Source organism: Mycobacterium sp. URHD0025 (assembly GCF_000426065.1).
Taxonomy (GTDB): domain Bacteria; phylum Actinomycetota; class Actinomycetes; order Mycobacteriales; family Mycobacteriaceae; genus Mycobacterium.
In genome coordinates this window covers 95,203-120,349 of the sequence record NZ_AUEQ01000009.1, presented here as the reverse complement: position 1 = coordinate 120,349, position 25,147 = coordinate 95,203, and the positions used below count along the sequence as shown (strand labels likewise).

The 25,147-nt window shown below is 67.0% G+C and carries 27 protein-coding genes; 16 read left to right on the top strand and 11 right to left on the bottom strand.

Features of this window, described 5'->3' with window-relative positions; genetic code table 11:
* Positions 1 to 10 precede the first annotated feature (10 nt).
* On the bottom strand, positions 11 to 1,249 hold the full coding sequence (locus tag H977_RS0113270) for an alanine racemase (protein ID WP_029108332.1): 1,239 nt from the start codon (positions 1,247 to 1,249) through the stop codon (positions 11 to 13).
* A gap of 23 nt (positions 1,250 to 1,272) precedes the next feature.
* On the opposite strand from H977_RS0113270, the gene lysS reads away from it, so the two are divergent.
* From lysS to H977_RS0113240, 6 genes are all read left to right on the top strand, one after another.
* A complete protein-coding gene (gene lysS, locus H977_RS0113265) occupies positions 1,273 to 2,796 on the top strand; it encodes a lysine--tRNA ligase (RefSeq protein ID WP_029108331.1) in 1,524 nt (507 codons plus the stop codon).
* 132 nt (positions 2,797 to 2,928) lie between these two features.
* On the top strand, positions 2,929 to 3,270 hold the full coding sequence (lsr2, locus tag H977_RS0113260; protein WP_003882525.1) for a histone-like nucleoid-structuring protein Lsr2: 342 nt from the start codon (positions 2,929 to 2,931) through the stop codon (positions 3,268 to 3,270).
* 314 nt (positions 3,271 to 3,584) lie between these two features.
* Positions 3,585 to 6,113: an ATP-dependent protease ATP-binding subunit ClpC gene (clpC1, locus tag H977_RS0113255; protein ID WP_029108330.1), complete on the top strand. Its 2,529-nt coding sequence runs from the start codon at positions 3,585 to 3,587 to the stop codon at positions 6,111 to 6,113.
* Between the two features lie 262 nt (positions 6,114 to 6,375).
* Positions 6,376 to 6,591 carry a CbtB domain-containing protein gene (locus H977_RS0113250; RefSeq protein ID WP_029108329.1) on the top strand — a complete coding sequence of 72 codons (216 nt, stop codon included), beginning with the start codon at positions 6,376 to 6,378 and terminating at the stop codon, positions 6,589 to 6,591.
* A 24-nt stretch (positions 6,592 to 6,615) separates the two neighbouring features.
* Complete coding sequence (locus H977_RS0113245; protein WP_029108328.1) at positions 6,616 to 7,386, top strand: CbtA family protein; 771 nt, start codon at positions 6,616 to 6,618, stop codon at positions 7,384 to 7,386.
* Positions 7,383 to 7,934, top strand: coding sequence for a histidine phosphatase family protein (locus tag H977_RS0113240; protein WP_029108327.1), 552 nt, complete (start codon positions 7,383 to 7,385; stop codon positions 7,932 to 7,934). The genes H977_RS0113245 and H977_RS0113240 overlap by 4 nt, the downstream gene beginning before the upstream one ends.
* Positions 7,935 to 7,941: 7 nt before the next feature.
* Here the strand turns inward: H977_RS0113240 and H977_RS0113235 are convergent, their stop codons facing one another.
* Both H977_RS0113235 and H977_RS0113230 read right to left on the bottom strand, forming a co-directional pair.
* Positions 7,942 to 9,309: a serine hydrolase gene (locus H977_RS0113235; RefSeq protein WP_196808234.1), complete on the bottom strand. Its 1,368-nt coding sequence runs from the start codon at positions 9,307 to 9,309 to the stop codon at positions 7,942 to 7,944.
* The gene (locus tag H977_RS0113230) at positions 9,284 to 9,601 is read right to left on the bottom strand and encodes an antibiotic biosynthesis monooxygenase family protein (protein ID WP_029108325.1); all 318 of its coding nucleotides are present in this window, start codon (positions 9,599 to 9,601) and stop codon (positions 9,284 to 9,286) included. The genes H977_RS0113235 and H977_RS0113230 overlap by 26 nt, the downstream gene beginning before the upstream one ends.
* A gap of 77 nt (positions 9,602 to 9,678) precedes the next feature.
* On the opposite strand from H977_RS0113230, the gene H977_RS0113225 reads away from it, so the two are divergent.
* Entirely contained in the window at positions 9,679 to 10,440 is a 762-nt protein-coding gene (locus tag H977_RS0113225) for an alpha/beta fold hydrolase (RefSeq protein ID WP_029108324.1), read from the top strand.
* Here the strand turns inward: H977_RS0113225 and H977_RS0113220 are convergent.
* On the bottom strand, positions 10,423 to 10,665 hold the full coding sequence (locus tag H977_RS0113220; protein WP_029108323.1) for a hypothetical protein: 243 nt from the start codon (positions 10,663 to 10,665) through the stop codon (positions 10,423 to 10,425). The two genes, H977_RS0113225 and H977_RS0113220, sit on opposite strands and share 18 nt — an antisense overlap.
* A gap of 71 nt (positions 10,666 to 10,736) precedes the next feature.
* On the opposite strand from H977_RS0113220, the gene H977_RS0113215 reads away from it, so the two are divergent.
* Positions 10,737 to 11,708 carry a GlxA family transcriptional regulator gene (locus tag H977_RS0113215; RefSeq protein ID WP_029108322.1) on the top strand — a complete coding sequence of 324 codons (972 nt, stop codon included), beginning with the start codon at positions 10,737 to 10,739 and terminating at the stop codon, positions 11,706 to 11,708.
* A gap of 4 nt (positions 11,709 to 11,712) precedes the next feature.
* On the opposite strand, the gene H977_RS0113210 is transcribed toward H977_RS0113215, so the two are convergent.
* Positions 11,713 to 12,018 (bottom strand): hypothetical protein, encoded by a 306-nt coding sequence (locus H977_RS0113210; protein WP_231395947.1) that lies wholly within the window; start codon positions 12,016 to 12,018, stop codon positions 11,713 to 11,715.
* Between the two features lie 98 nt (positions 12,019 to 12,116).
* Positions 12,117 to 13,007 carry an iron-sulfur binding domain-containing protein gene (locus H977_RS0113205; protein ID WP_029108320.1) on the bottom strand — a complete coding sequence of 297 codons (891 nt, stop codon included), beginning with the start codon at positions 13,005 to 13,007 and terminating at the stop codon, positions 12,117 to 12,119.
* Positions 13,008 to 13,032: 25 nt separating this feature from the next.
* Here H977_RS0113205 and H977_RS0113200 point away from each other — a divergent pair, with 25 nt between their 5' ends.
* Positions 13,033 to 13,653, top strand: a complete 621-nt coding sequence (locus tag H977_RS0113200; protein ID WP_029108319.1) for a carbonic anhydrase — start codon at positions 13,033 to 13,035, stop codon at positions 13,651 to 13,653.
* A 75-nt stretch (positions 13,654 to 13,728) separates the two neighbouring features.
* Positions 13,729 to 14,502, top strand: a complete 774-nt coding sequence (locus H977_RS0113195) for a hypothetical protein (RefSeq protein ID WP_029108318.1) — start codon at positions 13,729 to 13,731, stop codon at positions 14,500 to 14,502.
* 2 nt (positions 14,503 to 14,504) lie between these two features.
* On the opposite strand, the gene disA is transcribed toward H977_RS0113195, so the two are convergent.
* From disA to H977_RS0113175, 4 genes are all read right to left on the bottom strand, one after another.
* Positions 14,505 to 15,584 carry a DNA integrity scanning diadenylate cyclase DisA gene (disA, locus tag H977_RS0113190; protein WP_196808244.1) on the bottom strand — a complete coding sequence of 360 codons (1,080 nt, stop codon included), beginning with the start codon at positions 15,582 to 15,584 and terminating at the stop codon, positions 14,505 to 14,507.
* Between the two features lie 78 nt (positions 15,585 to 15,662).
* Entirely contained in the window at positions 15,663 to 17,072 is a 1,410-nt protein-coding gene (gene radA, locus H977_RS0113185) for a DNA repair protein RadA (RefSeq protein ID WP_029108316.1), read from the bottom strand.
* Between the two features lie 141 nt (positions 17,073 to 17,213).
* Positions 17,214 to 18,131 (bottom strand): MBL fold metallo-hydrolase, encoded by a 918-nt coding sequence (locus H977_RS0113180; protein WP_029108315.1) that lies wholly within the window; start codon positions 18,129 to 18,131, stop codon positions 17,214 to 17,216.
* Between the two features lie 188 nt (positions 18,132 to 18,319).
* Positions 18,320 to 18,907, bottom strand: coding sequence for a copper chaperone PCu(A)C domain-containing protein (locus tag H977_RS0113175; RefSeq protein WP_029108314.1), 588 nt, complete (start codon positions 18,905 to 18,907; stop codon positions 18,320 to 18,322).
* Positions 18,908 to 19,204: 297 nt separating this feature from the next.
* Here H977_RS0113175 and carD point away from each other — a divergent pair, with 297 nt between their 5' ends.
* The 6 genes from carD to H977_RS0113145 are packed head-to-tail and all read left to right on the top strand — an operon-like array spanning position 19,205 to position 23,866.
* On the top strand, positions 19,205 to 19,693 hold the full coding sequence (gene carD, locus H977_RS0113170) for an RNA polymerase-binding transcription factor CarD (RefSeq protein ID WP_003882506.1): 489 nt from the start codon (positions 19,205 to 19,207) through the stop codon (positions 19,691 to 19,693).
* A gap of 6 nt (positions 19,694 to 19,699) precedes the next feature.
* Entirely contained in the window at positions 19,700 to 20,368 is a 669-nt protein-coding gene (gene ispD, locus H977_RS0113165) for a 2-C-methyl-D-erythritol 4-phosphate cytidylyltransferase (RefSeq protein WP_029108313.1), read from the top strand.
* On the top strand, positions 20,365 to 20,841 hold the full coding sequence (gene ispF, locus H977_RS0113160) for a 2-C-methyl-D-erythritol 2,4-cyclodiphosphate synthase (RefSeq protein WP_029108312.1): 477 nt from the start codon (positions 20,365 to 20,367) through the stop codon (positions 20,839 to 20,841). Before ispD ends, ispF begins: the two co-directional genes overlap by 4 nt.
* Before the next feature lie 19 nt (positions 20,842 to 20,860).
* Complete coding sequence (gene cysS / locus H977_RS0113155) at positions 20,861 to 22,297, top strand: cysteine--tRNA ligase (protein WP_029108311.1); 1,437 nt, start codon at positions 20,861 to 20,863, stop codon at positions 22,295 to 22,297.
* Positions 22,298 to 23,242 (top strand): 23S rRNA (guanosine(2251)-2'-O)-methyltransferase RlmB, encoded by a 945-nt coding sequence (rlmB, locus tag H977_RS0113150; protein WP_029108310.1) that lies wholly within the window; start codon positions 22,298 to 22,300, stop codon positions 23,240 to 23,242.
* A gap of 3 nt (positions 23,243 to 23,245) precedes the next feature.
* Positions 23,246 to 23,866: a GIY-YIG nuclease family protein gene (locus H977_RS0113145; RefSeq protein ID WP_029108309.1), complete on the top strand. Its 621-nt coding sequence runs from the start codon at positions 23,246 to 23,248 to the stop codon at positions 23,864 to 23,866.
* Here H977_RS0113145 and H977_RS0113140 read toward each other — a convergent pair.
* Entirely contained in the window at positions 23,853 to 25,100 is a 1,248-nt protein-coding gene (locus H977_RS0113140) for an SLC13 family permease (protein ID WP_029108308.1), read from the bottom strand. The genes H977_RS0113145 and H977_RS0113140 overlap by 14 nt on opposite strands.
* Between the last annotated feature and the right edge of the window lie 47 nt (positions 25,101 to 25,147).

Below are 25,147 nucleotides of genomic sequence, written 5' to 3'. Positions count from 1 at the left end.
GACGGCCGGATCAGAAGAACGTTCGCACCAGCGCACTGACCCGGTCCTCGTCGTCGAGCACCGGGATCAGCTGCCACTTGTCGAATGTGGTGCACGGGTGCGAGATTCCGAACGGCAGCCACGATCCGACCGGCGCCTGATCGTCATCCGCCAACTGCACGAAGGCGTGCTGGTCGTTGAGTTTGACCACCGAGCTGCCGGGCAGGTTCAGCGGCACCGGTAGCCCCGCGTCGAAGGACACGTCACGACGGCCCATCGTCACCAGCGCCAGCTCGGCTTCGGGCCGGGACACCACCTGCGCCCACACCTGCAGCGCAGGCCGTAGCCGCAGCGGCGAGGTCCGCGCATAGAGGCCGTGGTCGTGGGTGAGGTAGCACCCGCTGCGCAGGATCGTGCGCACCGACATGTGGGCGGGCCAGTCTCCGGCCAGCACATCGGCCACCGCGTCGGGATAGGTGCTGCCGCCGGCTGTGACCATGACGGTGTCGGATTCGAACAGGCCGGCCAGTCGCACCGCCGCGGCACGCAGGTGCGTCAGGTAGGCGCGTACCGCGGCGACGGCGTCCGGGCTCACGTCCTGTCCGGTGGACGCCTCGTAGCCGGCCACCCCGACCAGGCGCAGCCGTGGACTCGTCGCCGCGGCGCGCGCCACCTCGTCGATCTCGGCGTCGGTGCGGCAGCCGGTCCGTCCCCCGATCATCCCGACCTCGACGCACACGTCGAGGGGCCGCTGTGCACCGGCCAGCGCCGCCGTCATCAACTCGACCCCGGCCACCGAATCGACCCAGCACACGGCGTGGAAGTCCGCATCCGCGTCGAGTTCGGCCGCCAGCCAGGCCAGGCCAGGGAGGTCGACCACCTCATTGGCCAGCACGACATCGCTCACGCCGAAGGCCCGGAAGATCCGGACCTGGCTGATGGTCGCGGCGGTGACGGCGCACGCACCGGCGCCGAACTGGCGGGCCACGAGCCGCGGAGCCATATGTGTCTTGCCGTGCGGCGCCAATTCGACACCGCGGTCGGTACACCAATTCGCCATTGTTGTGAGGTTGTGCACAAGCGCGGATTCCCGCAGAACGCATACCGGCCCCGATGGGCCCGACGGCCCGTCGCCGAAGAATGCGGGATGTAGCGAGCTGACCTGGGCCGCAGTCTGCCCCCACCAGGACGTGGGGATGCCCTTGAACCGCCAGTCCAGCGGCTCGTGGTCGAGTGCTGCCACCTTGTCGGCGTGCAATTGCGCGGTCACGTGTTCATTTAAGCTGGCATTTTGTGAGCCCAGCCGATCGCGACGACGCGTCCCAGTCCCAGGCCGACCTTCCCGAACAGTTCCGGATTCGTCAGGCCAAGCGGGAGCGGCTGCTGGCAGAGGGCCGCGAACCCTATCCGGTGACCGTTCCGCGCACGCACTCTCTGGCCGAACTGCGCGAGGCCTATCCGGATCTTGCCGCCGACACCCAGACCGGCCAGATGGTGGGTGTCTCGGGCCGCGTCGTGTTCGCGCGGAATTCCGGCAAGTTGTGCTTCGCGACCCTGCAGGAGGGCGACGGCACCCAGTTGCAGGCGATGATCAGCCTGGCCCAGGTGGGCCAGGAGTCCCTCGATGCGTGGAAGGCCGATGTCGATCTCGGCGACATCGTGTTCGTCCACGGCGAGGTGATCAGCTCGAAGCGCGGCGAATTGTCGGTGCTGGCCGATTCGTGGCAGATGGCAGCCAAGGCGTTACGGCCGCTTCCCGTTGCTCACAAGGAGATGAGCGAAGAGGCCCGCGTCCGTCAGCGCTACGTCGATCTGATCGTGCGCCCTGAGGCGCGCAGTATCGCGCGGCAGCGGGTCGCGGTGGTGCGGGCGGTTCGTGCCGCGCTGGAACGGCGCGGCTTCCTCGAAGTCGAGACGCCGATGCTGCAGACGCTGGCCGGCGGCGCGGCGGCGCGGCCGTTCATCACCCATTCCAATGCGCTCGACGTTGATCTGTACCTGAGGATTGCGCCGGAACTGTTCCTCAAACGCTGCATCGTCGGTGGTTTTGACCGGGTTTTCGAGTTGAATCGGAACTTTCGCAACGAAGGTGTCGATTCCACGCACTCACCGGAATTCTCGATGTTGGAGACATATCAGGCCTACGGGGACTACAACGATTCGGCGCTTGTCACGCGGGAACTTATTCAAGAAGTTGCCGACGAGGCCATCGGCACGCGTCAGGTCCCATTGCCTGATGGCACGATCTACGACCTCGACGGACAATGGGAGACATTGGAAATGTATCCCTCCCTGTCGGAAGCTCTCGGCGAGGAGATCACTCCCGAGACATCGGTGGATCGCTTGTGGCGCATTGCCGAGGGGCTCGAGCTCGAGATTCCCCGGGACCGTGGCTACGGGCACGGAAAATTGGTCGAAGAACTCTGGGAACACACTGTCGGAGAAAAGCTGTGGGCACCCACGTTCGTCCGCGACTTCCCGGTCGAGACCTCGCCCCTGACCCGCGCGCACCGCAGCATCCCCGGAGTGACCGAGAAATGGGACCTCTACGTGCGGCGTTTCGAACTCGCCACGGGCTATTCCGAACTCGTCGACCCGGTAATCCAGCGCGAGAGATTCGAAGCGCAGGCCCGTGCGGCGGCTGCCGGAGATGACGAGGCAATGGTTCTCGACGACGATTTCCTGGCCGCATTGGAGTATGCGATGCCGCCCACCACGGGCACCGGAATGGGTATCGATCGCTTGTTGATGGCGTTGACGGGCTTGTCTATTCGGGAGACGGTTTTGTTCCCGATTGTTCGCCGTCACAGTAACTGAGCCGTCGCAACGGAACTCGCAGGATCGACGGGTCGTTGGAAATGTGTGCGTTTTTGTGGCACATTAGGGCGCGGATGCAGGATACTCAGGTGTAGTCACCAATGCGTGTGCAGAAGGGTTCGGTGCGGGGTAATGGCGAAAAAAGTGACCGTCACACTGGTCGACGATTTCGACGGTGAGGCGACCGCCGACGAGACGGTCGAATTCGGCCTCGACGGTGTCACCTATGAGATCGACCTTTCCTCCAAGAATGCCGCCAAGCTACGTAACGACCTGAAGCAGTGGGTGGAGGCCGGACGCCGGGTCGGTGGGCGCCGACGCGGACGCGCGGCAGGCCCGGCCCGTGGCCGCGGCGCCATCGATCGTGAGCAGAGTGCCGCCATCCGCGAATGGGCTCGTCGCAACGGGCACAACGTGTCCACCCGTGGCCGCATCCCCGCAGACGTGATCGACGCTTTCCACGCCGCAACATAAAAACAACCGCAACTTAACCAACAGTTGCCAGCTCCGGACCGGTGAGAATTCCCGGTCCGGAGTTTTTCGCTAGTGGCGAACCGAAAAGCCGGGGATTTCGGAAACGATTCGCCTACCGGCGGCGTTGGTCATCTGCAGCACTAGATGTGGACAGCTCGTACTGGGTGCATCCCCCGGGGAACCGACCGCCAACCTCCGCACCCGAGACAGCCGCCCATTAGAGTGGACGGTAGATACTACGTGCGGGCTACTGGAAAACCGATAGACGCAGCCGTACGCGGGTATCGCTAGCGATGGAGAGCAGGTAACCACCGATGTTTGAGAGATTCACCGACCGTGCCCGCAGGGTCGTCGTCCTGGCGCAAGAAGAAGCCCGGATGCTCAACCACAACTACATCGGGACCGAGCACATCCTGTTGGGTCTTATTCACGAGGGCGAGGGCGTAGCCGCCAAGTCGCTGGAGTCGTTGGGCATTTCGCTGGAAGGCGTGCGCAGCCAGGTCGAGGAGATCATCGGCCAGGGCCAGCAGGCTCCGTCCGGCCACATCCCCTTCACCCCGCGTGCCAAGAAGGTCCTCGAGCTGTCCCTGCGTGAGGCGCTGCAGCTCGGCCACAACTACATCGGCACCGAGCACATTCTGCTCGGCCTGATCCGTGAGGGCGAAGGCGTCGCCGCGCAGGTGCTGGTCAAGCTGGGCGCCGAGCTGACGCGCGTGCGCCAGCAGGTCATCCAGCTGCTGAGCGGCTACCAGGGCAAGGAAGCCGCCGAGGCCGGTACCGGTGGCCGTGGAGGTGAGTCGGGTAACCCGTCGACCTCGCTGGTCCTCGACCAGTTCGGCCGCAACCTGACCGCTGCCGCCATGGAGGGCAAGCTCGATCCGGTCATCGGCCGTGAAAAAGAGATCGAGCGGGTCATGCAGGTGCTGAGCCGGCGCACCAAGAACAACCCGGTGCTGATCGGCGAGCCCGGCGTCGGCAAGACCGCCGTCGTCGAGGGCCTGGCGCAGGCCATCGTGCACGGCGAGGTTCCCGAGACGCTGAAGGACAAGCAGCTCTACACCCTGGACCTGGGTTCGCTGGTCGCAGGCAGCCGCTACCGCGGTGATTTCGAGGAGCGCCTCAAGAAGGTGCTCAAGGAGATCAACACCCGCGGCGACATCATCCTGTTCATCGACGAGCTGCACACCCTCGTCGGAGCTGGAGCCGCCGAGGGCGCGATCGACGCCGCCAGCATCCTGAAGCCGAAGCTGGCCCGGGGTGAGCTGCAGACCATCGGTGCCACCACTCTCGACGAGTACCGCAAGTACATCGAGAAGGACGCCGCCCTGGAGCGCCGGTTCCAGCCGGTCCAGGTCGGTGAGCCGACGGTCGAGCACACCATCGAGATCCTCAAGGGTCTGCGCGACCGTTACGAGGCGCACCACCGCGTCTCGATCACCGACGGCGCCCTGGTGGCCGCGGCCACCCTGGCCGACCGCTACATCAACGACCGGTTCCTGCCGGACAAGGCGATCGACCTGATCGACGAGGCCGGCGCCCGCATGCGCATCCGCCGGATGACTGCTCCGCCAGACCTGCGCGAGTTCGACGAGAAGATCGCCGACGCGCGCCGGGAGAAGGAGTCCGCGATCGACGCGCAGGACTTCGAGAAGGCGGCGAGCCTGCGGGATCGTGAGAAGCAGCTGGTGGCCCAGCGCGGTGAGCGCGAAAAGCAGTGGCGCTCAGGTGATCTCGACGTTGTTGCCGAGGTCGATGACGAGCAGATCGCCGAGGTGCTCGGCAATTGGACCGGTATCCCGGTGTTCAAGCTGACCGAGGCCGAGACCACGCGCCTGCTGCGCATGGAGGACGAGCTGCACAAGCGGATCATCGGCCAGGAGGACGCCGTCAAGGCCGTCTCGAAGGCGATCCGTCGTACTCGCGCCGGGTTGAAGGACCCCAAGCGCCCGTCCGGTTCGTTCATCTTCGCCGGCCCGTCCGGTGTCGGTAAGACCGAGCTGTCCAAGGCGCTGGCCAACTTCCTGTTCGGCGACGACGATGCGCTCATCCAGATCGACATGGGCGAGTTCCACGACCGCTTCACCGCGTCGCGGCTGTTCGGTGCCCCTCCGGGCTACGTCGGCTACGAAGAGGGCGGCCAGCTCACCGAGAAGGTGCGGCGCAAGCCGTTCTCGGTGGTGCTGTTCGACGAGATCGAGAAGGCACACCAGGAGATCTACAACAGCCTGTTGCAGGTCCTGGAAGACGGCCGTCTCACCGACGGTCAGGGCCGCACGGTCGACTTCAAGAACACGGTGTTGATCTTCACCTCGAACCTGGGCACATCCGACATCAGCAAGGCGGTCGGATTGGGCTTCAGCCAGGGCGGCGGGGAGAACAACTACGAGCGGATGAAGCAGAAGGTCAACGACGAGCTCAAGAAGCACTTCCGGCCTGAGTTCCTCAACCGTATCGATGACATCATCGTGTTCCACCAGCTGACGCAGGACGAGATCATCCAGATGGTCGACCTGATGATCGGCCGGGTCGGCAACCAGCTCAAGGCCAAGGACATGGCGATGGAGCTGACCGACAAGGCCAAGTCCCTGCTGGCCAAGCGCGGCTTCGATCCGGTGCTGGGTGCCCGCCCGCTGCGGCGCACCATCCAGCGCGAGATCGAGGATCAGCTGTCCGAGAAGATCCTGTTCGAGGAGCTCGGCCCGGGTCAGCTCGTGACGGTCGACGTCGAGGGCTGGGACGGCGAAGGCAGCGGTGAGGACGCGAAGTTCACGTTCTCGGGCGCGCCCAAGGCGGCCACCCCCGATGGTCCGGATCTGGCCAAGGCCGCAGCATCTGCGGAATAGTCGCCTCCGGCGACGAAGCGGAATAGTCGCCTCCGGCGACGAAGCCGAATAGGTTCGTCCAGAAAACGCCCCCACCATTTCGGTGGGGGCGTTTTTCATACCCGCCGATGGGGAGATCTCCTGCGCTGTAGTTAGGATGCTGATGTAATCGACAGGCAACGGAATCTGGTGAGACTCCAGAACGGCCGCGCCACTGTTAACAGTCAGACCCTGACCTGTCACGACACGGACTGGGACGCGAATTCCCAGAAAGGACCAGTAGATGACTTCCACTGACGCACGGACCATCCACGCCCGGCCGATCGATCTCTCGGCCACCAAGGCGGTGCTGTGGCTGACGCTGACGGCGTTCGTCGCGCTGCTGGCCCTTTACTTCGTCGGGATGGACCAGGGCGCGACATCGGTTCTCGGGAACAACACCTACGTGCACGAGTTCGTGCACGACGCCCGGCACCTGCTCGGTTTCCCCTGCCACTGAGCTACCGGGCAGACAACCGAGACAATGGAAAAGCAGATTATCGGGCGCGGCATGCTTGCCGGCGCCCTGGCCGGCGTACTCGCCTTCATCTGGGCGAAGGTGCTGATCGAACCGGTCATCGGCCGGGCGATCGACTTCGAGAACAGTGGCGGCGCGGCGCATGAGGCGGCGGAACACAGCCATGGTGCCGGCGGGCATTCCCACGGCGGCGGCGAGAGTGCCGAGGTGTTCAGCCGCGGCGTGCAATCCAACATCGGCATGGGCCTCGGTGTCCTGATCTTCAGTGTGGCGATGGGCGCCCTGCTGGCCGTCGTGTTCTGTGTGGTGTACGGCCGGGCCAACCTGTCGGCGCGGGCATTGGCGGCGCTGACCGCGGGCGGCATGCTGGTCTCCCTGTGGATCGTCCCGGCGCTCAAGTACCCGCCCAATCCACCGGCTGTGAGTCTCGACGGGACCATCCAGCAGCGCACCCTGCTGTACCTGCTGCTGGTGGTGCTGTCGGCGGGGTTGTTCGTCGGTTCGGTCCTGCTGGCACGGCGGCTGACGCCGAAGCTGGGGGTGTGGAATGCCAGCCTGGCCGGCGTCGCGGACTACGTGGTGTCGATGGCCGTGGTGTTCCTGATCCTGCCGGGCATCCACGAGACACCGTCGACGTTCCCCGCCGATGACCTCTACGAGTTCAGGCTCTATTCGCTGGGCACCCAGGTGGTGATCTGGGCGACGATCGGGCTGGTGTTCGGTGCCCTGGCCTCCAGGGTCCTCGAAGGCAGGCGTGAGGAGCAGCTGACCGCGTGAGTGAGGTCGTCCGGCTGACGTTGGTGTCTCATGCGATGACCGATGCGACGGCGGCCGGACGATTTCCCACCGACGAGCCGCTCAATGCGTTGGGCCACCGTCAGGCCGACGCCGCCGTCGAACTGGGTGTCATCGATGCGGCGTATTGCGGGCCGGAGAAACGGACCCGCCAGACCGCGGAGCTCTTGGGCGTGCCCGCGGCGGTCGAACCTCTCCTGGCCGATCTCGATTTCGGTAGGTGGCGCGGTGGTGTGCTGGGCGGGGTGTCACCGGCGGACCTGGCCATGTGGCTGACCGATCCGGGGCGGGCACCGCACGGCGGCGAATCCGTGATCGATGTCATCGATCGGGTGCGCCGCTGGCTGGACAGCCTGGCTCCGGTGCGGGGGCGCCTGGTCGCGGTCACACACCCGGCGGTGGTCCGGGCGGCCATCCTGGTGGCCCTGGATGCTCCACCAAAGTCCTTCTGGCGCATTGATATCGCACCGATGAGCCGCACCGTGATGCATTTCCGCGGCCAGGCTTGGACCCTGCGGAGCAGCAGCTAGCTGGTGACTACCGTCCCACCGGCGCCATGGCGAACGCCCGCTTGGCAATCTGCAACAGCCAGCCAGCGGCAGTAGGGCTGCGGAACTTCGGCCAGTTCAGCTGGAAACTGAAGACCCAAGGCTGGCCGGTGTAGTCCACCGCGTACCAGCTGAAAGTGAGGTCGCCCGGCAGGTTGCCGCCCTTGGCGCCGATGTAGCGCCATTTCGCGGGGTCTGGGTCGATGCCGGGGAGGGCCGACAGGATGTCCTTCACCGGTGCGGCCGGTCCGACGGCCGAGGCCTGCAACGCGGCGTGCACCCGGCAGATGTCGGCGGCACTGGCGAACCATTCCAGGCCGTCGTTGGAAGCCGGGGTGTGGGTCCGGTACGGATCCGGTTCGTACGGGCGGGAATTGGTCTGCTGCAGCAGTGCCACCCGATCGGCGTGCGACGCGTTGCGCCACTGGTCGCGAAGGTTGGGCTCGCCCCAACCGACCGAGAACACCTCGTGCATGGTCGGGAACGGCGTCATGCTCGCCGGATCGTGATGACCCGCCGTCACCAGCGCACGTTCCACGGCCGCCGGGCCGACCCGCCCGATCAGCAGATCGGTGGCCATGTTGTCGCTGGCCGAGATCATCTGCTGGGCGGCGGTCCGCACGGTGATCTGAGCTCCGGGGGGAAGCTTGTCCAACCCGGCGGAGCCCAGCTTCTTGCCTTCTTTGGTGATCGTGAGGTGATCGTCCCAATTCACGGTGCCGGCCTTGACCGCATCCGAAACCGCAAGGAGCACATACAGTTTGAAGATCGAGGCCAACGGTAGTGACATGTCGGTGTTGGTGCCCGCGACCTGCTCGCACTTGCCGTCGACCACTTTGGACACCCGGTAGGAGTAGCGCGCGCCCGACTTGGTCAGCTCGGTGTCGATGTCGGACCACTTCTCGATCTTCGGCGGTACCAGCGTGACGTCGAAACGGTCGACCAGGCCCACGTCATTGGTCCGCAGCTCGATGTCCTGAGCCACGTTGTAGGACGTCAGCACGTGCAACGTCGCCTGCGCGGCCCCGATGTCGACCGAGGTGACCTTGAACGGGCGATCCCACCAGATGGAGTCCATCTTGGTGCCCACCAGATCGACCTTCTCGGGTGCGGCCAGGGTGCGCACACCGATGGGCCCGATGGGCCAGTCGGAGTTCAGCATGTCCATGGTCTGCTTGGCTCGCAGACCAGGCGGGGTGATGGTGTCGATGTGCGCGCCGTAGGACAGTTCCGCCGCCGGCGCGACGCTCTGCGAACAGCCACAAGCCAGGGCAGCGGCGACCGCCGTGATGGCCGTAAGGCCAACCGTGCGGCGCAGCGTCCGGCCGCGGCTACGCCTGGGCAGCGGGCCCTGCAACGTCCAGCACAACCTCGAACTCCAGCAGCGATGCGCCGGTCGCCACAGGCTTTGCCTGCTGGCCCTTGTGTGCCTCGACCGCCGGGCCCGAGGCCCAGGCCTGGAAGGCCTCTTCGGTTTCCCACTGCGTCACCACGAAGTAGCGGTCTTCACCCTTGACCGGGCGCAGCAACTGGAAGCCGAGGAAACCGGGCTGACTGTCGACGGCATGTGCACGGTTCGCGAACCGCTTCTCCAGTTCCGGGCCGGCGTTTGGCGGGACCTCGATGGCGTTGATCTTCACGACGGGCATGGTGTTCAGGTTACCCAACAGCCATCCCGGGTCGCTCCGCTCCTGCCCGCCGAATGCCGACCCGGCAGGATATCGGGATGGTCACAGATCTGCTCACCCACCGAGGGGGCCGCGGCGTGCCCATCGTCCTGGTGCACGGCCTGATGGGCCGGGGCAGTACCTGGTCCCGTCAATTGCCGTGGCTGACCGGGTTGGGCGAGGTCTACACCTACGACGCTCCATGGCACCGAGGGCGCGATGTCGTCGACCCGCACCCGATCAGCACCGAGCGTTTCGTCGACGATCTCGGTGACGCCGTCGCGGCGCTCGGCAGCCCGGTGATGTTGGTCGGCCACTCCATGGGCGCGTTGCATTCCTGGTGCCTGGCCGCGGCCCGGCCGGAGCTGGCCGCCGCTGTGGTGGTCGAGGACATGGCTCCTGATTTCCGTGGCCGCACCACCGGGCCCTGGGAGCCGTGGGTGCATGCCCTCCCGGTCGAATTCGGTTCAGCACAAGAGGTTTACGACGAATTCGGGCCGGTCGCGGGCCGGTACTTCCTGGAGGCGTTCGACCGGACGGCCACCGGATGGCGGCTGCACGGTTATCCGCAGTGGTGGCTGGACATCGCCGCCCAATGGGGGACACGGGACTACTGGCGGCAGTGGCGGGACGTACGGGTTCCGACGCTGCTCATCGAGGCGGGCAATTCGGTGGCGCCGCCGGGGCAGATGCGTGAGATGGCCGACATCGCGCAGGACGCAAGGTATCTGCACGTTCCCGGCGCCGGGCATCTCATCCATGACGACGCCCCCGAGGTGTACCGCGAAGCGGTGACGGGGTTCCTAACGGCGCTCGCCTAGGACGCCCGCACTGGGCCAGGCCGGCTGGTGCTCGAAGCGGCTGCGTATCGCGTCGAGGTCGTGGCCTGCGCGGTAGGTGTCGTAGTCGCGTTGGTTGACCCCGAACGGCAGGTCGAACAGGTCGAGGCGGAACCGCAGGACATTGCCGCGCTGTGCCGCCCAGCCCACTGCCGCGGCGACCGCGAAGGGTGAGATCAGAATGATCAGAGCGAGTGCAACAGTCATGGCAGTAATTGTTGCCAGGTAGATATACCGCCAACAGTGGCAGCGCTGACACCTTGCGATAAAATACTGCCATGCTGAAAAGCGTCTCAACACTGGTGCTCGATGGTCTTGCCGTTTTCGAGTTCGGGGTGATCTGTGAGGTTTTCGGGATCGACCGGTCCGCCGACGGGGTGCCCAACTTCGACTTCAAGGTCTGCGGCCCCGAGCCGGGCCGGCCGGTGCGGACGTCGGTCGGAGCGACGCTGACGCCCGAGCACGGCCTCGATGCCCTACGCGGCGCCGATCTGGTGGCCATCCCGGCGATCGGCACTGCCGATTACCTGCCCGAGGCGTTGGACGCCGTGCGGGCCGCCGCCGATGCCGGCTCCATCATCCTGACTGTGTGTTCGGGGGCGTTCCTGGCGGGTGCGGCCGGCCTCTTGGACGGTAGGCCGTGCACCACGCACTGGATGCACGCCGACGAGCTGGCGCGGAAATACCCGACCGCAAAGGTTGATCGCAACGTCCTGTTCGTCGACGACGGCAATCTGATCACCAGTGCGGGCACCGCTGCCGGCATCGATGCGTGCCTGCACCTTGTTCGCCGCGAACTCGGCAGTGAGGTCACCAACAAGATCGCCAGACGGATGGTGGTCCCGCCGCAGCGCGATGGCGGGCAACGCCAGTTCATCGACCAGCCGATTCCGGTCCGATGTTCGGAAGGCTTTGCCCCGCATCTCGATTGGATCATCGCCAATCTCGACAAGCCGCACACGGTGACCACCCTGGCCAGGCGGTCCGCCATGTCCACGCGCACCTTCGCGCGCCGGTTCGTCGAGGAGACCGGCACCACCCCGATGCAGTGGATCACCGATCAGCGGGTGTTGTACGCGCGCAGGCTGCTCGAGGAGTCCGACCTGGACATCGACCGGGTCGCGGGGCAGACCGGTTTCGGTACCGCGACGCTGCTGCGTCATCACTTCCGCCGGGTGATCGGACTGACGCCTTCGGACTATCGACGCCAATTCGCCTGCGGCGTAGACGAAGAAGCCGTCACGGCGTAACGCCTCAGCCGTCGGGCTGGCAGGACACGTTGACGTAGACGGTGGTGTGCCGGGACGGATCGATCCGGTACCCGTCCTCGTCGATGTTGGAGTCGGCCAGCCCGTGCACCCCGGTCACCCGGCAGTTCGACAGGGCCGTATTGGCATTGGAGTTGACCTGCACGTGATAGCCGCGGCTCTGTAGGTCGCCGACGGTATCGGCTGCCGACCCGGTGCCCGAGGGTGCGGCGCCGGCGGGTGCCGCCAGGCCCACACCCAGTCCCAGGCCCACTGCCGTGCACGCAAAAATCATCGAGAATTTGCTTGACATGCTTCCGTTTTATGTGAGCCGACGTCCAAATGGTGTGCCGCGGTACGGATTCATGCCGACCTCATGTAATTCCGCCTCGGTGCCGGATTCTCGGTTCCTCAGCGCGCGCCTGCGTCGCGTGCATCGTCACCTTCGCCCGCCAGCGCGAAGAGGCCCTCCGCGGTCTGCTCCACCAACCCGTCGACCAGCAGCGAGTCCAGTGCGCGGTCGCGTTGGGCGGTGTCCGACAGCCACACCACGTCGAGTTGGGCGCGGGTGACCGGAGTTGTACTGTCGCGCAACACATCCAGTAGCTTTCCGCGGACCTGCCGATCGGTCCCGGCGTAGCGCTGCACCCGCTTGGCGACCGTCCCGGCCGGGTAGCCCGCCGTGCGCCAGCGGCACGTGCTCAGCGGACAGGTCCCACACCTCGGCGCGCGTGCGGTGCACACCACCGCACCGAGTTCCATCAGGGCGGCCGAGAATGTCGGCGCGGTCGTATCGGCGGGCAGCAGTGCGGCCACGTCGTCGAGATCGCGGGCTCGGGCCGGTGCGTCGGCCTGTCCGTGCAGCACCCTGGTGACCACCCGGCGCACGTTGGTGTCGACCACCGGAACATCGGCCGAGTACGCGAAGCAGGCCACCGCACGCGCTGTGTAGGCGCCGATGCCGGGCAATGTCAGCAGTGTCTCGACGTTCGCGGGTACCTGGTCGCCGTGCTCGGCCGCGATCACCACGGCGCACTCGTGCAGGCGCTTGGCCCGGCGTGGGTAACCCAGCTTGCCCCAGGCCCGTAGTACCTCGGCTGACCCGGCAGCGGCGGTGGCCGACGGGGTGGGCCACCGTTCGATCCAGTTCAGCCAGATCGGCTCGACCCTGGCCACCGGGGTCTGTTGCAGCATGAACTCGCTGACCAGGATCTGCCAGGCAGTGACGCCAGGCCGGCGCCAGGGCAGGTCGCGCCGGGCGTCGGCGTACCAGCGCAGGAGTTCCTCCGGGTCGATGCTCATCGTCGCCTCAGGCACAATGACTGGCATGCCCAACTCGAATCCGGTGTCCGCTTGGAAGGCACTCAAGGACGGTAACGCCCGCTTTGTCGCAGGCGAACCGCAGCATCCCAGCCAGGACGTCGCACGTCGGGCCAGCCTCGCGAACGGGCAGAAGCCCACTGCCGTGGTGTTCGGTTGTGGTGACAGCCGTGTCGCCGCCGAGCTGCTGTTCGACCAGGGTCTGGGCGACATGTTCGTGGTGCGTACCGCCGGCCACGTCCTCGACAACGCGGTGCTGGGTTCGATCGAATACGCCGTGTCGGTCCTGAACGTTCCGCTGATCGTGGTTCTGGGTCACGACAGCTGCGGCGCGGTCAAGGCCGCCATCAACGCCCTCGACGATGGCGAGATGCCCGGCGGTTATGTACGCGACATCGTCGAGCGGGTGACGCCGTCGATCCTGATGGGTCGTCATTCCGGCCTGACCCGCGTCGACGAGTTCGAGGCCTACCACGTCAAGGAGACGGTCAACCAGCTGCAGATGCGCTCGGCCGCGATCTCCAACGGTCTCGCCGCGGGCACCCAGGCCATCGTCGGCGCCACCTACCACCTGTCCGACGGTCACGTCGAACTGCGCAGTCACCTGGGCAACATCGGCGAAGTCTGAGAATATTGCTGGAGGCTCCCGACACGCCGGGGAGCCTCGGGCAACTGGGCATGACCTGGGCTTACCGTGAAAGCCGTGTTGGATCTCGAACCTCATGGGCCACTGCCCTCGCAGATTTACTGGCGGCGCCGCGCGCTGGCCATCGGAATCGCGGTGGTCGTCGTGGGGATCATCGCCGCGATCGTCGCGGTCATCGTGACCAGCAGCTCCGGAGCCGAGACCAAATCCGCCGACGGAGCCTCTGCCACAGCCGCCCCACCGACGCCGCTGCCGGGTGAAAACCCTGAGGTCAAGACTCCGGTGGTACCGCCGGCCCAGCATGCGCCGCCGCCGACGGCCACACCGACCGCGGCCGTCACGCCGCCGCCTTTGCTCAAAGAGGGTGACGACTGCCCGGACTCCACGCTCGCGGTCAAGGGCATCACCAGCCAGCCCGAGTACGTCGTGGGCGATCAGCCGAAGTTCACCATGGTGGTGACCAACATCGGCCTGGTGGCCTGCAAGCGGGACGTCGGCGCCGCGGTGCTGGCCGCTTATGTGTACTCGCTGGACAACAACCGGCTCTGGTCCAATCTGGACTGCGCGCCGTCCAACGAGACGCTGGTGAAGACGTTCAACCCGGGTGAGCAGGTGACCACCGAGGTGACCTGGACCGGCATGGGGTCGGCGCCGCAGTGCCCGATGCCCCGTCAGCCGATCGGGCCCGGCACCTACAACCTGATGGTGCAGCTCGGCAATCTCAGATCGGCGCCGGTGCCGTTCATCCTGGCCCAGGCCAATCCGCAGCAACCCGGGCCGCCGCCCGCAGAGGGCGCTCCGGCGGCTGAGGTGCCCACCCCGGGCAACTGAGCTCAGGCCAGCCGGTCGGCGATGGTCGACTCGGCCAGCAGGGACAGGCCCTCACGAATGTGGCGGGCCCACATCGACCCGATACCGTCCACCGACTGCAGATCGTCGGCGCTGGCGGCCAGAAGTCCCTGCAGTGAGCCGAACGAGCGAACCAGCAGATCGACATGGGCGAACTGCAGGCGCGGTATCCCCGCCATGGCACGGTAGCCGCGCGAGCTCATGGCCGAGTCCTGCGCCTCGGCTGTCGACGGATATCCGAAAACCCTTGCCAGCGTGGTGAAGTCGAGCAGCTCGTTGTCGGTGAGGGCGTCGAGCTCATCCAATGTCGTATGCACCTGAGCGGCGGTGGGCGGGTCGGGCAGGGCATGGTAATCCCGCACGATCAGCTCGCGTGCGGCCTCGTTGTCGCCCACGAGCTCGTCGAGTTGCAGCTTGAGCTGGCGCCCGTCGGTGCCGAGTTCGACGACGTCGGCGTCGATCTCAAGGCTGATCCGGCGCACCATCTCCAGCCGCTGCACCACGGTCATGACGTCGCGCAGCGTCACGAAGTCTTCGATCTCGGCGGTGGACAGCTGCTTGCTGACCTCGTCGAGGCGGCCCTTGTAGCGCTCCAGCGTCGCGATGGTCTGGTTGGCCCGCGACAGGATGGTCGCCGAATCGGGAACCACGTGCCGCTCCCCGGCGACGTAGACCGTGACGATGCTCATGGAATGGCTCACCGAGATCACCGGGTAGCCGGTCTGGATCGCGGTGCGCTCGGCCGAGCGGTGGCGGGTCCCGGACTCGTCGGTCGGGATCGATGGGTCAGGCACCAACTGCACGTTGGCCCGCACGATGCGGCTGCCGTCGCTGGACAGGACCACCGCGCCGTCCATCTTGGACAGCTCACGCAGCCGTGTGGGGGCATACCGCACGTCCAGGGCAAACCCGCCGTCGCAGATGGTTTCCACGCTGTCGTCGTAGCCCAGCACGATCAGCGCGCCCGTCCTGCCGCGCAGGATGCGTTCCAGGCCGTCGCGCAACGGGGTGCCGGGCGCCAACCGGCCGAGGGTCTCTCGTAGCGTCGGCCGAGCCAGATGCACGACGGTGCGGCTGGTCCTGGCACCGGAGTTCACGGCCATCACTTCTCCTAGGGTCGGCCGCTATTGTCCGTGATGTCCTCAATTGCTGGCAATCGCGATGTCCTTGAGTGCCCGCACGGCCGCCCCGATGTGATCGACGGTGATGACCCGGAGCCCCGGGGGCGCGTTGGTGACCCCGGGCGGGACCACGGCAACGTTGAACCCCAGCCGGGCGGCCTCGGCCAGTCTGCGCTCCATGCCGGTGACGCGGCGCAGATCGCCGACGAGCCCCACTTCGCCGATAACCACGGCGTTCATCGGCAACGCGATGTCGAGATAGGCCGAGGCGATGGCCACCGCCACCGCCAGATCCGAAGACGGGTCGGTCAGCCGCATCCCGCCGACGGTGGACAGATACAGATCGTTGCTGCCGATGGGCAGCCCGCACCGGGTCTGCAGCACCGCCCCGATCATCGCCGCGCGGGCCGAGTCGATGCCGCTGACCGCCCGCCGCGGTGGCCCGATCGGCTGGGCGTGCAGCGCCTGCACCTCGCCGATCATCGGGCGCTTGCCGTCGAGAGTGACCGTGATGGCAGTACCGGGCACCGCCGCCGGACGCTGGTCCAGGAACAGTCCGGACGGATCGCTGACACATTCGATTCCGTTGTCGTGCATCTGAAAACAGCCGACCTCGTCGGCGGCGCCGAAGCGGTTCTTGACCCCGCGCACGATGCGGAGGCTCGACGCGTGATCACCCTCGAAGTGCAGCACCACGTCGACCAGATGCTCGAGAGAACGCGGCCCCGCGATGGCGCCGTCCTTGGTCACATGCCCGACCAGGATCATGGCCACCGCCGGGTGGCCCGGTTGGGCGGACTGGGCGGTCTTGGCGTAGCCGGTGAGCGCCGTGGTCACCGCACGGACCTGGGTCACCCCGCCGGACACCCCGTCGGCCTCGGTGGTGGACATGGTCTGCACCGAATCGACCACCACGAGGCTGGGTTTGACCTCGTCGATGTGACCGAGGGCGATCTGCAGATCGGATTCGCCTGCCAGATAGACGTTGTCGTGCGTACACCCCGTGCGTTCGGCGCGTAGCCGGATCTGTCCGGCGGATTCCTCGCCGGACAGATACAGCGCGCGCCGGCCGGTGTGCGCCCAGCGGTTGGCGACCTCCAGGAGCAGGGTGGACTTGCCGACGCCGGGATCCCCGGCCAGCAGCGTGACCGAACCGGCGACCAGGCCGCCGCCGAGCACGCGGTCGAGTTCACTGACCCCGGTCGCGTAGTGGCGGGTGATGCCCGGGTCGATCGAGGTGATCGGCACTGCGGGTGAGGTGGGCGCCACCGAGCGGCGCACGGCCCCGCCCACCCTGTCGGAGAGGGCGAGCACCGCTACCTCGTCCACCGTGCCCCAGGTGCCGCAATTGGCGCAGCGGCCGACCCATTTGGGGGTGGCGTGCTGGCACTCCGAGCAGCGGTATTGCGAACGTACTTTCGAAGCGGCCACGCCGTGACAGTAACGGGTGCCCCCGACAATTCCTGATCAGGCGCACTGCGCCTGCGATGAGTACGTGCTTCCGCCGATCGGTGCGCCACCACCGTTCAGAACTCGATTCGGCAGCCGCCCCGCAACGTAGTGCCGGGACCGTCAGTAATCCCAGACGGCCGGTACGGCACGAAAGGCGTCGCCGGCGACCGCCACGTGGCAGACGGACGGGAACGGCAGATGAGTGGCCACCAGCGCCTCGCGGGTCGATGCCAGCTCCCTCAGGAGATCGACCCTGACGCGGGCAGCCTCCTCTGGATCGTGTTCGAATCCGTTGAACCAGTCTGGGTGGTCGAACCCGGCCTGCAACACGGCGTCGCCGGCGAACGTCAGCCCTTCGCCGCCCGACGCCAGGCGGACCACGCTGTGTCCGGGGGTGTGCCCGCCGGTGCGTTGGACGAGCACCCCGGGGGCCACCTCGTACTCCGTCTCGAACGGACGCAACTGATCGCGGTACTGGTCGAGGAACCGGCTGGCGGACGACCGCATCGCGTCCTGAACCGGCGCGGTCACGACGGTATGGGAGAAGTCGGGCGACTCCCAGAACTCGGCCTCGGCTGCGGCCGCGTGGATCCGAAGGTCCGCACGTAGGCAGTCCTTCACCCCGTCGATGAGCAGCCCCCCGACGTGGTCGAAGTGCATGTGGGTGAGCACCACGTCGGTCACCGAGGCGAGATCGATGCCTGCAGCGTGCAGCCGCAGCGCCCACCGCCCGGCTCGAGGTGTGAAGTCCTGGTGGTCGAGGCCGGCCCCGGCGTCGATGAGAATGGTCCGATCGCCGCTGCGCACCACGACCTGGTTCAAAGGCAAGGCAAGGTCGTCCGGCGGCAGGAACATGTCGTCCAGCCAGGAGGCGCGCACAGCAGGGTCGGCGTTGGTCGCCAGCATCGGGGATGGCATCGACAGCACGCCATCGCTGATCACCAGCACGTCAATGTCGCCGACCTTCAGCGCATAGTGCGACGGCAAAGACTCATCGAGCCCCGACGTCCCTTGGCGCGCAACGTTGTCCACGCTCATGCTTTCTCCTCCTGATTGTCTTGTCGACGACAGGTGGAATGACCTGCCTTCTCGTGAGAACGCACAGCGGGTGCCGTTTTCATCGATCAGGGGGTCGGAGAATGACGCGAGGTTCAGCGCGCCGACACAGCACAAAACCCGTCGCGGATCACCGCGACGGGTTTCGCCTCAGGGGCAGCCCCCAGGGACTAGTGGTGACCGCCCGCGCCGCCGGCCTCGGCGGCCTCACCGGGCTCCTCGCCCGACTTGTCGCGCCGGGGCGCGTCGCCTGCCGAGATCGGCACGGCGACGGTCGTCTCGCCGTTCTCGAACTTGAACGTGAAGTCGTAGAGCAGCCCGTTGGTGACAGGCTTGGTCAAGGTGACCTTCGCGGTCGCGGCCTCGGCTGCCTCGGTCTTCTCCAGTGGCTTCGTCTGGCCGTCGGGCTCGCCCACCACGAGCACGCCGCCGGCCGGGATGGTCTGGTCCCCGCTCAATGCCACGTCGCCGACGGTGCTCTGGATGGAGACGAGCTTGTTGGGTGCCTCGGTGGATCCGTTGGCCGCGACGAACAGCAGTTCGGCTTCCGAGCCGGGCTCGACGTAGTCCTTTTGCTGCGGCGCGCGCAGATGCACGTTGCGCAGCGAGATGGCGCCGGCCTGTGCGTTGACGCCGTTGACGGCGGGCTCCTGGGTCGCCGTCTGGGAGACCTGCCCGGCGCTGCAACCGGTGAGAACGGCTGCGGTCAGGCCACATGCGGCCAGACCGGCCGAGGCACGCATTGCGAAGCGGTTCACTCAAGCCTCCTGAGCTGGGTCGACGTACTTCGACTATGCAGAGTAGTAGGTGGCCTCCGCGGACGGAATGCGAGGGCGTGGCAGAGGGGTGTCGAGTGCGCCCCGTGACGGGTGGTCCAGGCCCGCAACCGCTTTGCGGGGGCACTCATTTGGGGCGGCCGGACTGACGTGCGGTTGCACGCTTTCGTCACCATGTCAACCCCTGTTCTTCACCTGCAGTGCCCCTGACCTGCGCAGTTGGTGCGCATGTGAACTGGGCTCGTGTTAGCATGGAGTAGCGAAAGGGGCTCGAATCAGATGATTTTTAAGGTCGGAGACACCGTCGTCTATCCACACCACGGTGCTGCGTTGATCGAGGCGATCGAAACCCGGACCATCAAGGGCGAGCAGAAGGAATATCTCGTACTGAAGGTTTCCCAAGGGGATCTGACCGTTCGAGTGCCCGCAGATAACGCCGAGTACGTCGGAGTCCGCGACGTCGTGGGCCAGGAAGGCCTCGACAAGGTTTTCCAGGTGTTGCGTGCTCCGCACACCGAAGAGCCGACCAACTGGTCGCGCCGCTACAAGGCCAATCTCGAGAAGCTGGCCTCAGGTGACGTGAACAAGGTTGCCGAGGTTGTCCGGGATCTGTGGCGTCGCGATCAGGAACGCGGTCTGTCCGCGGGTGAGAAGCGAATGCTGGCCAAGGCCCGGCAGATTCTGGTCGGCGAGCTTGCGCTGGCCGAGAACACCGATGACGCCAAGGCCGAGACCATCCTCGACGAGGTTCTGGCTGCCGCGTCCTGACGCGTCGTGGCAACAACTGTCGCGGTCGTACCGGCCGCCGGCTCTGGTGAGCGGCTAGGCGCGGACAGACCCAAAGCGTTCGTCAACTTGGCGGGCAAACCTCTGTTGGAGCATGCCCTTGACGGGCTGCTGTCCTCAGGGGCGATCGACAAGGTCGTGGTCGCGGTACCGCCCGCGCTCACCGATGAAGCCATGATGGTGTTCGGTGGGCGCGCGCAGGTCGTGGCCGGTGGCCCCGACCGGACGGCATCGGTAGGGCTTGCTCTTGCAGCCGCCGGTGACCCCGATTTCATCCTTGTGCACGACGCCGCCCGGGCATTGACTCCTCCGACGCTGATCGCCCGCGTGGTTGCGGCGCTGGCCGCCGGCCACGCCGCTGTCGTTCCCGGGCTTCCGTTGGCCGACACCATCAAGGCGGTCGACGCCAACGGCGCGGTGCTCGGCACACCCGAACGGGCCGGCCTACGGGCCGTGCAGACCCCGCAGGGCTTCCGCACGGACGTGTTGCGCCGCGCCTACCAGCGCGCCGGTGCCGGCGCGGTCACCGATGACGCCTCGCTCGTCGAACAGATCGGTACGCCCGTGCAGATCGTCGACGGCGATCCGCTGGCCTTCAAGATCACCACACCTCTGGACTTGTTGCTCGCCGAGGCCGTCATGGCGCGTGCCACGTGAGCATTCCCAGGGTCGGCCTCGGTACCGACGTCCATCCGATCGAGCCGGGGCGCCCCTGCTGGCTGCTGTGCTTGGAATTCGAAGGCGCCGACGGCTGCGCCGGTCACTCCGACGGCGACGTCGCGTCTCACGCGTTGTGCGATGCGCTGCTCAGTGCGGCCGGCCTCGGTGACCTCGGCGCCGTCTTCGGCACCGACCGGCCGGAATGGCACGGCGTCACCGGCGCGGACATGCTGCGTCACGTCCGGGACCTGGTGCGGGCGGCGGGATTCGAGATCGGCAATGCCACGGTGCAGGTGATCGGAAACCGGCCGAAGATCGGCCCGCGCCGCGAGGAGGCGCAACGGTTGCTCGCGCAGCTGATCGGGGCCCCGGTATCGGTATCGGCCACCACCACCGACGGGCTCGGGCTCACCGGTCGGGGTGAAGGATTGGCCGCGATTGCGACGGCGTTGCTAGTTACCGCTGAATAGCCCGGTAAGCTGGCACGTCGTGACCGATCGCGCTCAAGCTGTCGGGCCGGCGTCAGAGACCGGCCTGCGGCTGTACGACACCATGGCGGGTGCCGTACGAGACTTTGTACCGCTGCGGCCGGGGCACGCTTCGATCTACCTGTGCGGTGCCACCGTCCAGGGGTTGCCGCACATCGGTCATGTCCGTAGCGGAGTCGCGTTCGATGTGCTGCGCCGCTGGCTGACCGCCAATGGATACGACGTTGCGTTCATCCGCAACGTCACCGACATCGACGACAAGATCCTCAACAAGGCCGCTGACGCGGGCCGACCGTGGTGGGAGTGGGCCGCGACGTACGAGCGGGCGTTCAGCGCCGCCTACGACGCGTTGGGCGTGCTGCCGCCGTCGGCCGAGCCACGGGCCACCGGCCACATCACCCAGATGGTCGAGCTCATCGACCGGCTGATCGAGCGGGGCCATGCCTACGCTGCGGGCGGCGACGTGTACTTCGACGTGCTGAGCCTGTCCGATTACGGTGCGCTGTCCGGGCACCGGATCGACGATGTGCACCAGGGCGAGGGCGCGGCGACGGGTAAACGCGACCAGCGTGATTTCACGTTGTGGAAGGGCGCCAAGCCCGACGAGCCGTCGTGGCCGACGCCATGGGGCCGGGGCCGTCCCGGCTGGCACACCGAGTGCGTCGCGATGTGCGAGGCCTATCTGGGCGCCGAGTTCGACATCCACGCCGGCGGTATGGACCTGGTCTTCCCGCACCACGAGAACGAGATCGCCCAGGCCCGGGCCGCGGGCGATGGCTTCGCCCGCTATTGGCTGCACAACGGCTGGGTCACCATGGGTGGCGAGAAGATGAGCAAGTCGCTGGGCAATGTGCTCTCGATTCCTGCTGTGCTGCAACGGGTTCGGGCCGCCGAGCTGCGCTACTACCTGGGCAGCGCGCATTATCGTTCCATGCTGGAGTTCTCCGAGAACGCGCTGCAGGACGCGGTGAAGGCCTACAGCGGCATCGAGGACTTCTTGCACCGGGTGCGCAACCGCGTCGGCGCCGTGGCCGTGGGTGACTGGACGCCGAAGTTCGCGGCCGCCCTGAACGACGACCTCGCGGTGCCGATCGCACTGGCCGAGGTGCATGCCGCCCGCGCCGAGGGCAACCGCGCGCTGGACGCCGGTGATCACGTGGGCGCGATGGCGCAGGCGACCTCGATCCGGGCGATGATGGGAATCCTGGGGTGCGATCCGCTCGACGAGCGCTGGGAATCCCGCGATGAGACTTCGGCCGCACTGGCTGCCGTCGACGAACTGGTGCAGTGGGCACTGGCGGGCCGGGCCGAGGCCCGGGCCAATCGGGACTGGGCGGCGGCCGACGCCATCCGGGATCGGCTCAAGGCGGCCGGCATCGAGGTCACCGACACCGCCGACGGTCCACAATGGGCACTGGTGGACGGGAACGGAGCATAGATGGCCGGGAATTCACAGCGGCGCGGCGCAGTGCGCAAGGCGGGCACCAAGAAGGGGCCGACCGTCGGGTCCGGCGGCGTTCGTCGCCGCGGGCTGGAAGGCCGGGGAGCCACGCCACGGGCGGACCAGCGCCCGCACCATCCGGCTGCCAAGAAGGCCGCGAAGGCGGCGCGCCAGGCGCAGGGCAGGCACAAGAAGACCGACGACACCGAGTTGGTGCTGGGCCGCAATCCGGTGGTGGAGTGTCTGCGGGCCAAGGTCCCTGCCACTGCGCTGTACGTGGCGCTGGGCACCGAGGCCGATGAGCGCCTCACCGAATCCGTGCAGATCGCCGCGGACCGCGGTATCTCGATTCTTGAGGTGCAGCGGCACGATCTGGACCGCATGAGCTCGAACGCGTTGCACCAGGGCCTGGCTCTGCAGGTGCCGCCGTACAGCTATGCCCATCCCGACGATCTGCTGAAGACGGCCCGCGATTCCGGGGAGCCTCCGCTGATGGTGGCCCTGGACAACATCTCCGATCCGCGCAACCTGGGTGCGATCGTGCGTTCGGTGGCGGCGTTCGGCGGGCACGGCGTGCTGATCCCGCAGCGCCGTTCGGCCTCGGTCACCGCTGTGGCCTGGCGTACCAGCGCCGGCGCTGCAGCCCGTACGCCGGTGGCACGGGCGACGAACCTGACTCGGACACTGAAGAGCTGGGCCGACGCCGGTCTGCAGGTGGTCGGCCTGGATGCCGGCGGCGACACGTCGCTCGACGAGCTCGAGGGCAGCGGACCGATGGTCGTGGTGGTCGGTTCGGAGGGCAAGGGTCTGTCACGGCTGGTGCGCGAGACCTGCGATGCGGTGGTGTCGATCCCGATGGCCGGGCCGACGGAGTCGTTGAACGCCTCGGTCGCGGCGGGCGTGGTGCTGGCCGAGATCGCGCGTCAGCGCCGGAATCTCTAGCCGATGTTCAAAGGGCGAAGCGCCAGCAGCCCCGCGGGCCTTGTGGCCGCCCGGCCGTTCACCCGTGATGAAGTGTTCAGCGATCCCTGCCCCGTTCCCGAGGAGCCCGGGGCCTACGGTTTGTGGTTCAGGACGGTGCCTGCGGGCATCGACGTCTCGGGGTGTCAGCAGCGGGATGGACTGACGCTTCTCTACGTCGGGATCAGCCCGACGCGCCCGCCGACGAGTGGGAAGCCGCCGAGCACCCAGAATCTGCGCAAGCGGGTGAAGTACCACTACGGCGCGGCCAACGCCACCGCCGAGGGCTCGACGTTGCGCAAGACGCTGGGAATCCTCCTCGCCGACGAGCTCGGCTTCAAGTTGCGCCGGATCGGCTCCGGCGACAAGCGAACTTTTGCCGGCGGAGAAGCCGTTCTGACGCAGTGGATGGCCGAGAACGCGCTGGTGTCGTGGATGGTCCACCCCGAGCCGTGGTTCGTGGAGGACAAACTGATCGCCGCGTTCGACCTGCCGCTCAATGGCCAGGAGGCCAACAAGAGCAACACCTTCTATCCGGAGCTGAAGCGGCTGCGGCGTGCGGCGATGAACAACGCGAACAAGCTGCGCGTGCTCAAAGAGTGGTGAACCGCAGGCTGATCCACAGCCCGAGGACAGCGGCCACCAAGGTCAGTGGCACGGTGGCCAGCCCGATCCGGCTGAACTCGGTGAACCTCGCCGGCAGGCCGTCCCGGTGAACCACATTGCGCCACAGCAGGTTTGACAGCGAACCGACATAAGTGAGGTTGGGGCCGACGTTGACACCGATCAGCACTGCCAGCACCGCGGCCGGTCCGTAGCCCGCCACCAACGGCAGCAGGACCAGCACCGCGGGCAGGTTGTTCACCAGATTGGCCAGCACGGCCGCCACTGCGGCGAAGCCCAGCAGCGCCAGCAGGGAATCGCCGGCCGGAAGCACCCCACGCATGGCGTCGCCGAGGCCGGCCTGGTCGGTCGGGTGGACGACAGCGTCGACCACCACACCGAGACACAGCACGAATGCCAGGAACGGCACATTGACGGCGCGCACGATTCCACCCACCGTGCTGCGACGTTGGGCCAGACCGCGCACACCGAGCACCACCGCCCCGGCCAAGGCCGCCCACGCCGGCGACACGTCGAACACCGAGGTGACGACGAAACCCGCAAGCGTCAAACCCAGTACCACGAGCACGAACACCGGAATCTCGGCGGGCGGCGGAGTCACCTCGGCGGCCGGACGGCTCAGTTCGTGGCGGAAAAGCCAACGTAGTACGACGAATTCGACGCCGATGGCCGCCAGCCACGGCAGCGCCATCACAGCACTGAACTGGGTGAAGGACAGTCCGGCCACCGCGAAGGCCAACAGGTTGGTCAGATTCGACACCGGAAACAGCAGCGACGCGGAGTTGGCCAGATGTGCGCTGGCGTAGGCATGCGGCCTGGGCGGTATTGCCAGTGTGCGGGCCGTGGCCAGCACCACGGGAGTCAACAGCACGACGGTGGCGTCCAGGCTCAGCACGGCGGTCGTCAGCGCGCCGATCAGGAAAACGCGAGTCAGCAGCCGCCGGGAATCGCCCCTGCTCGCGCGGGCCATCACCGTGCCCGCGGCGTGGAACAGCCCCTCGTCGTCACACAGGTGGGCCAGCACCAGAACGGCCGCGAGGAAGCCCACCACGGGCAGCAGACGATTCACCTCGGCCAGAGCGTCGTCGGTTGAGATGACTCCAACGACGATGAGCAGCCCGGCCGCCGGGATCGCCACGACCGCCTCGGGCCAGCCCTCGGGCCGCGCCAGCGCGAACACCAACACGACGGCCAGCAGCACCAGGGCCAGAATCACGGCGCGGTTCCTTTCGGCCAGTCGAACATTCGATGACGATTCGCGCG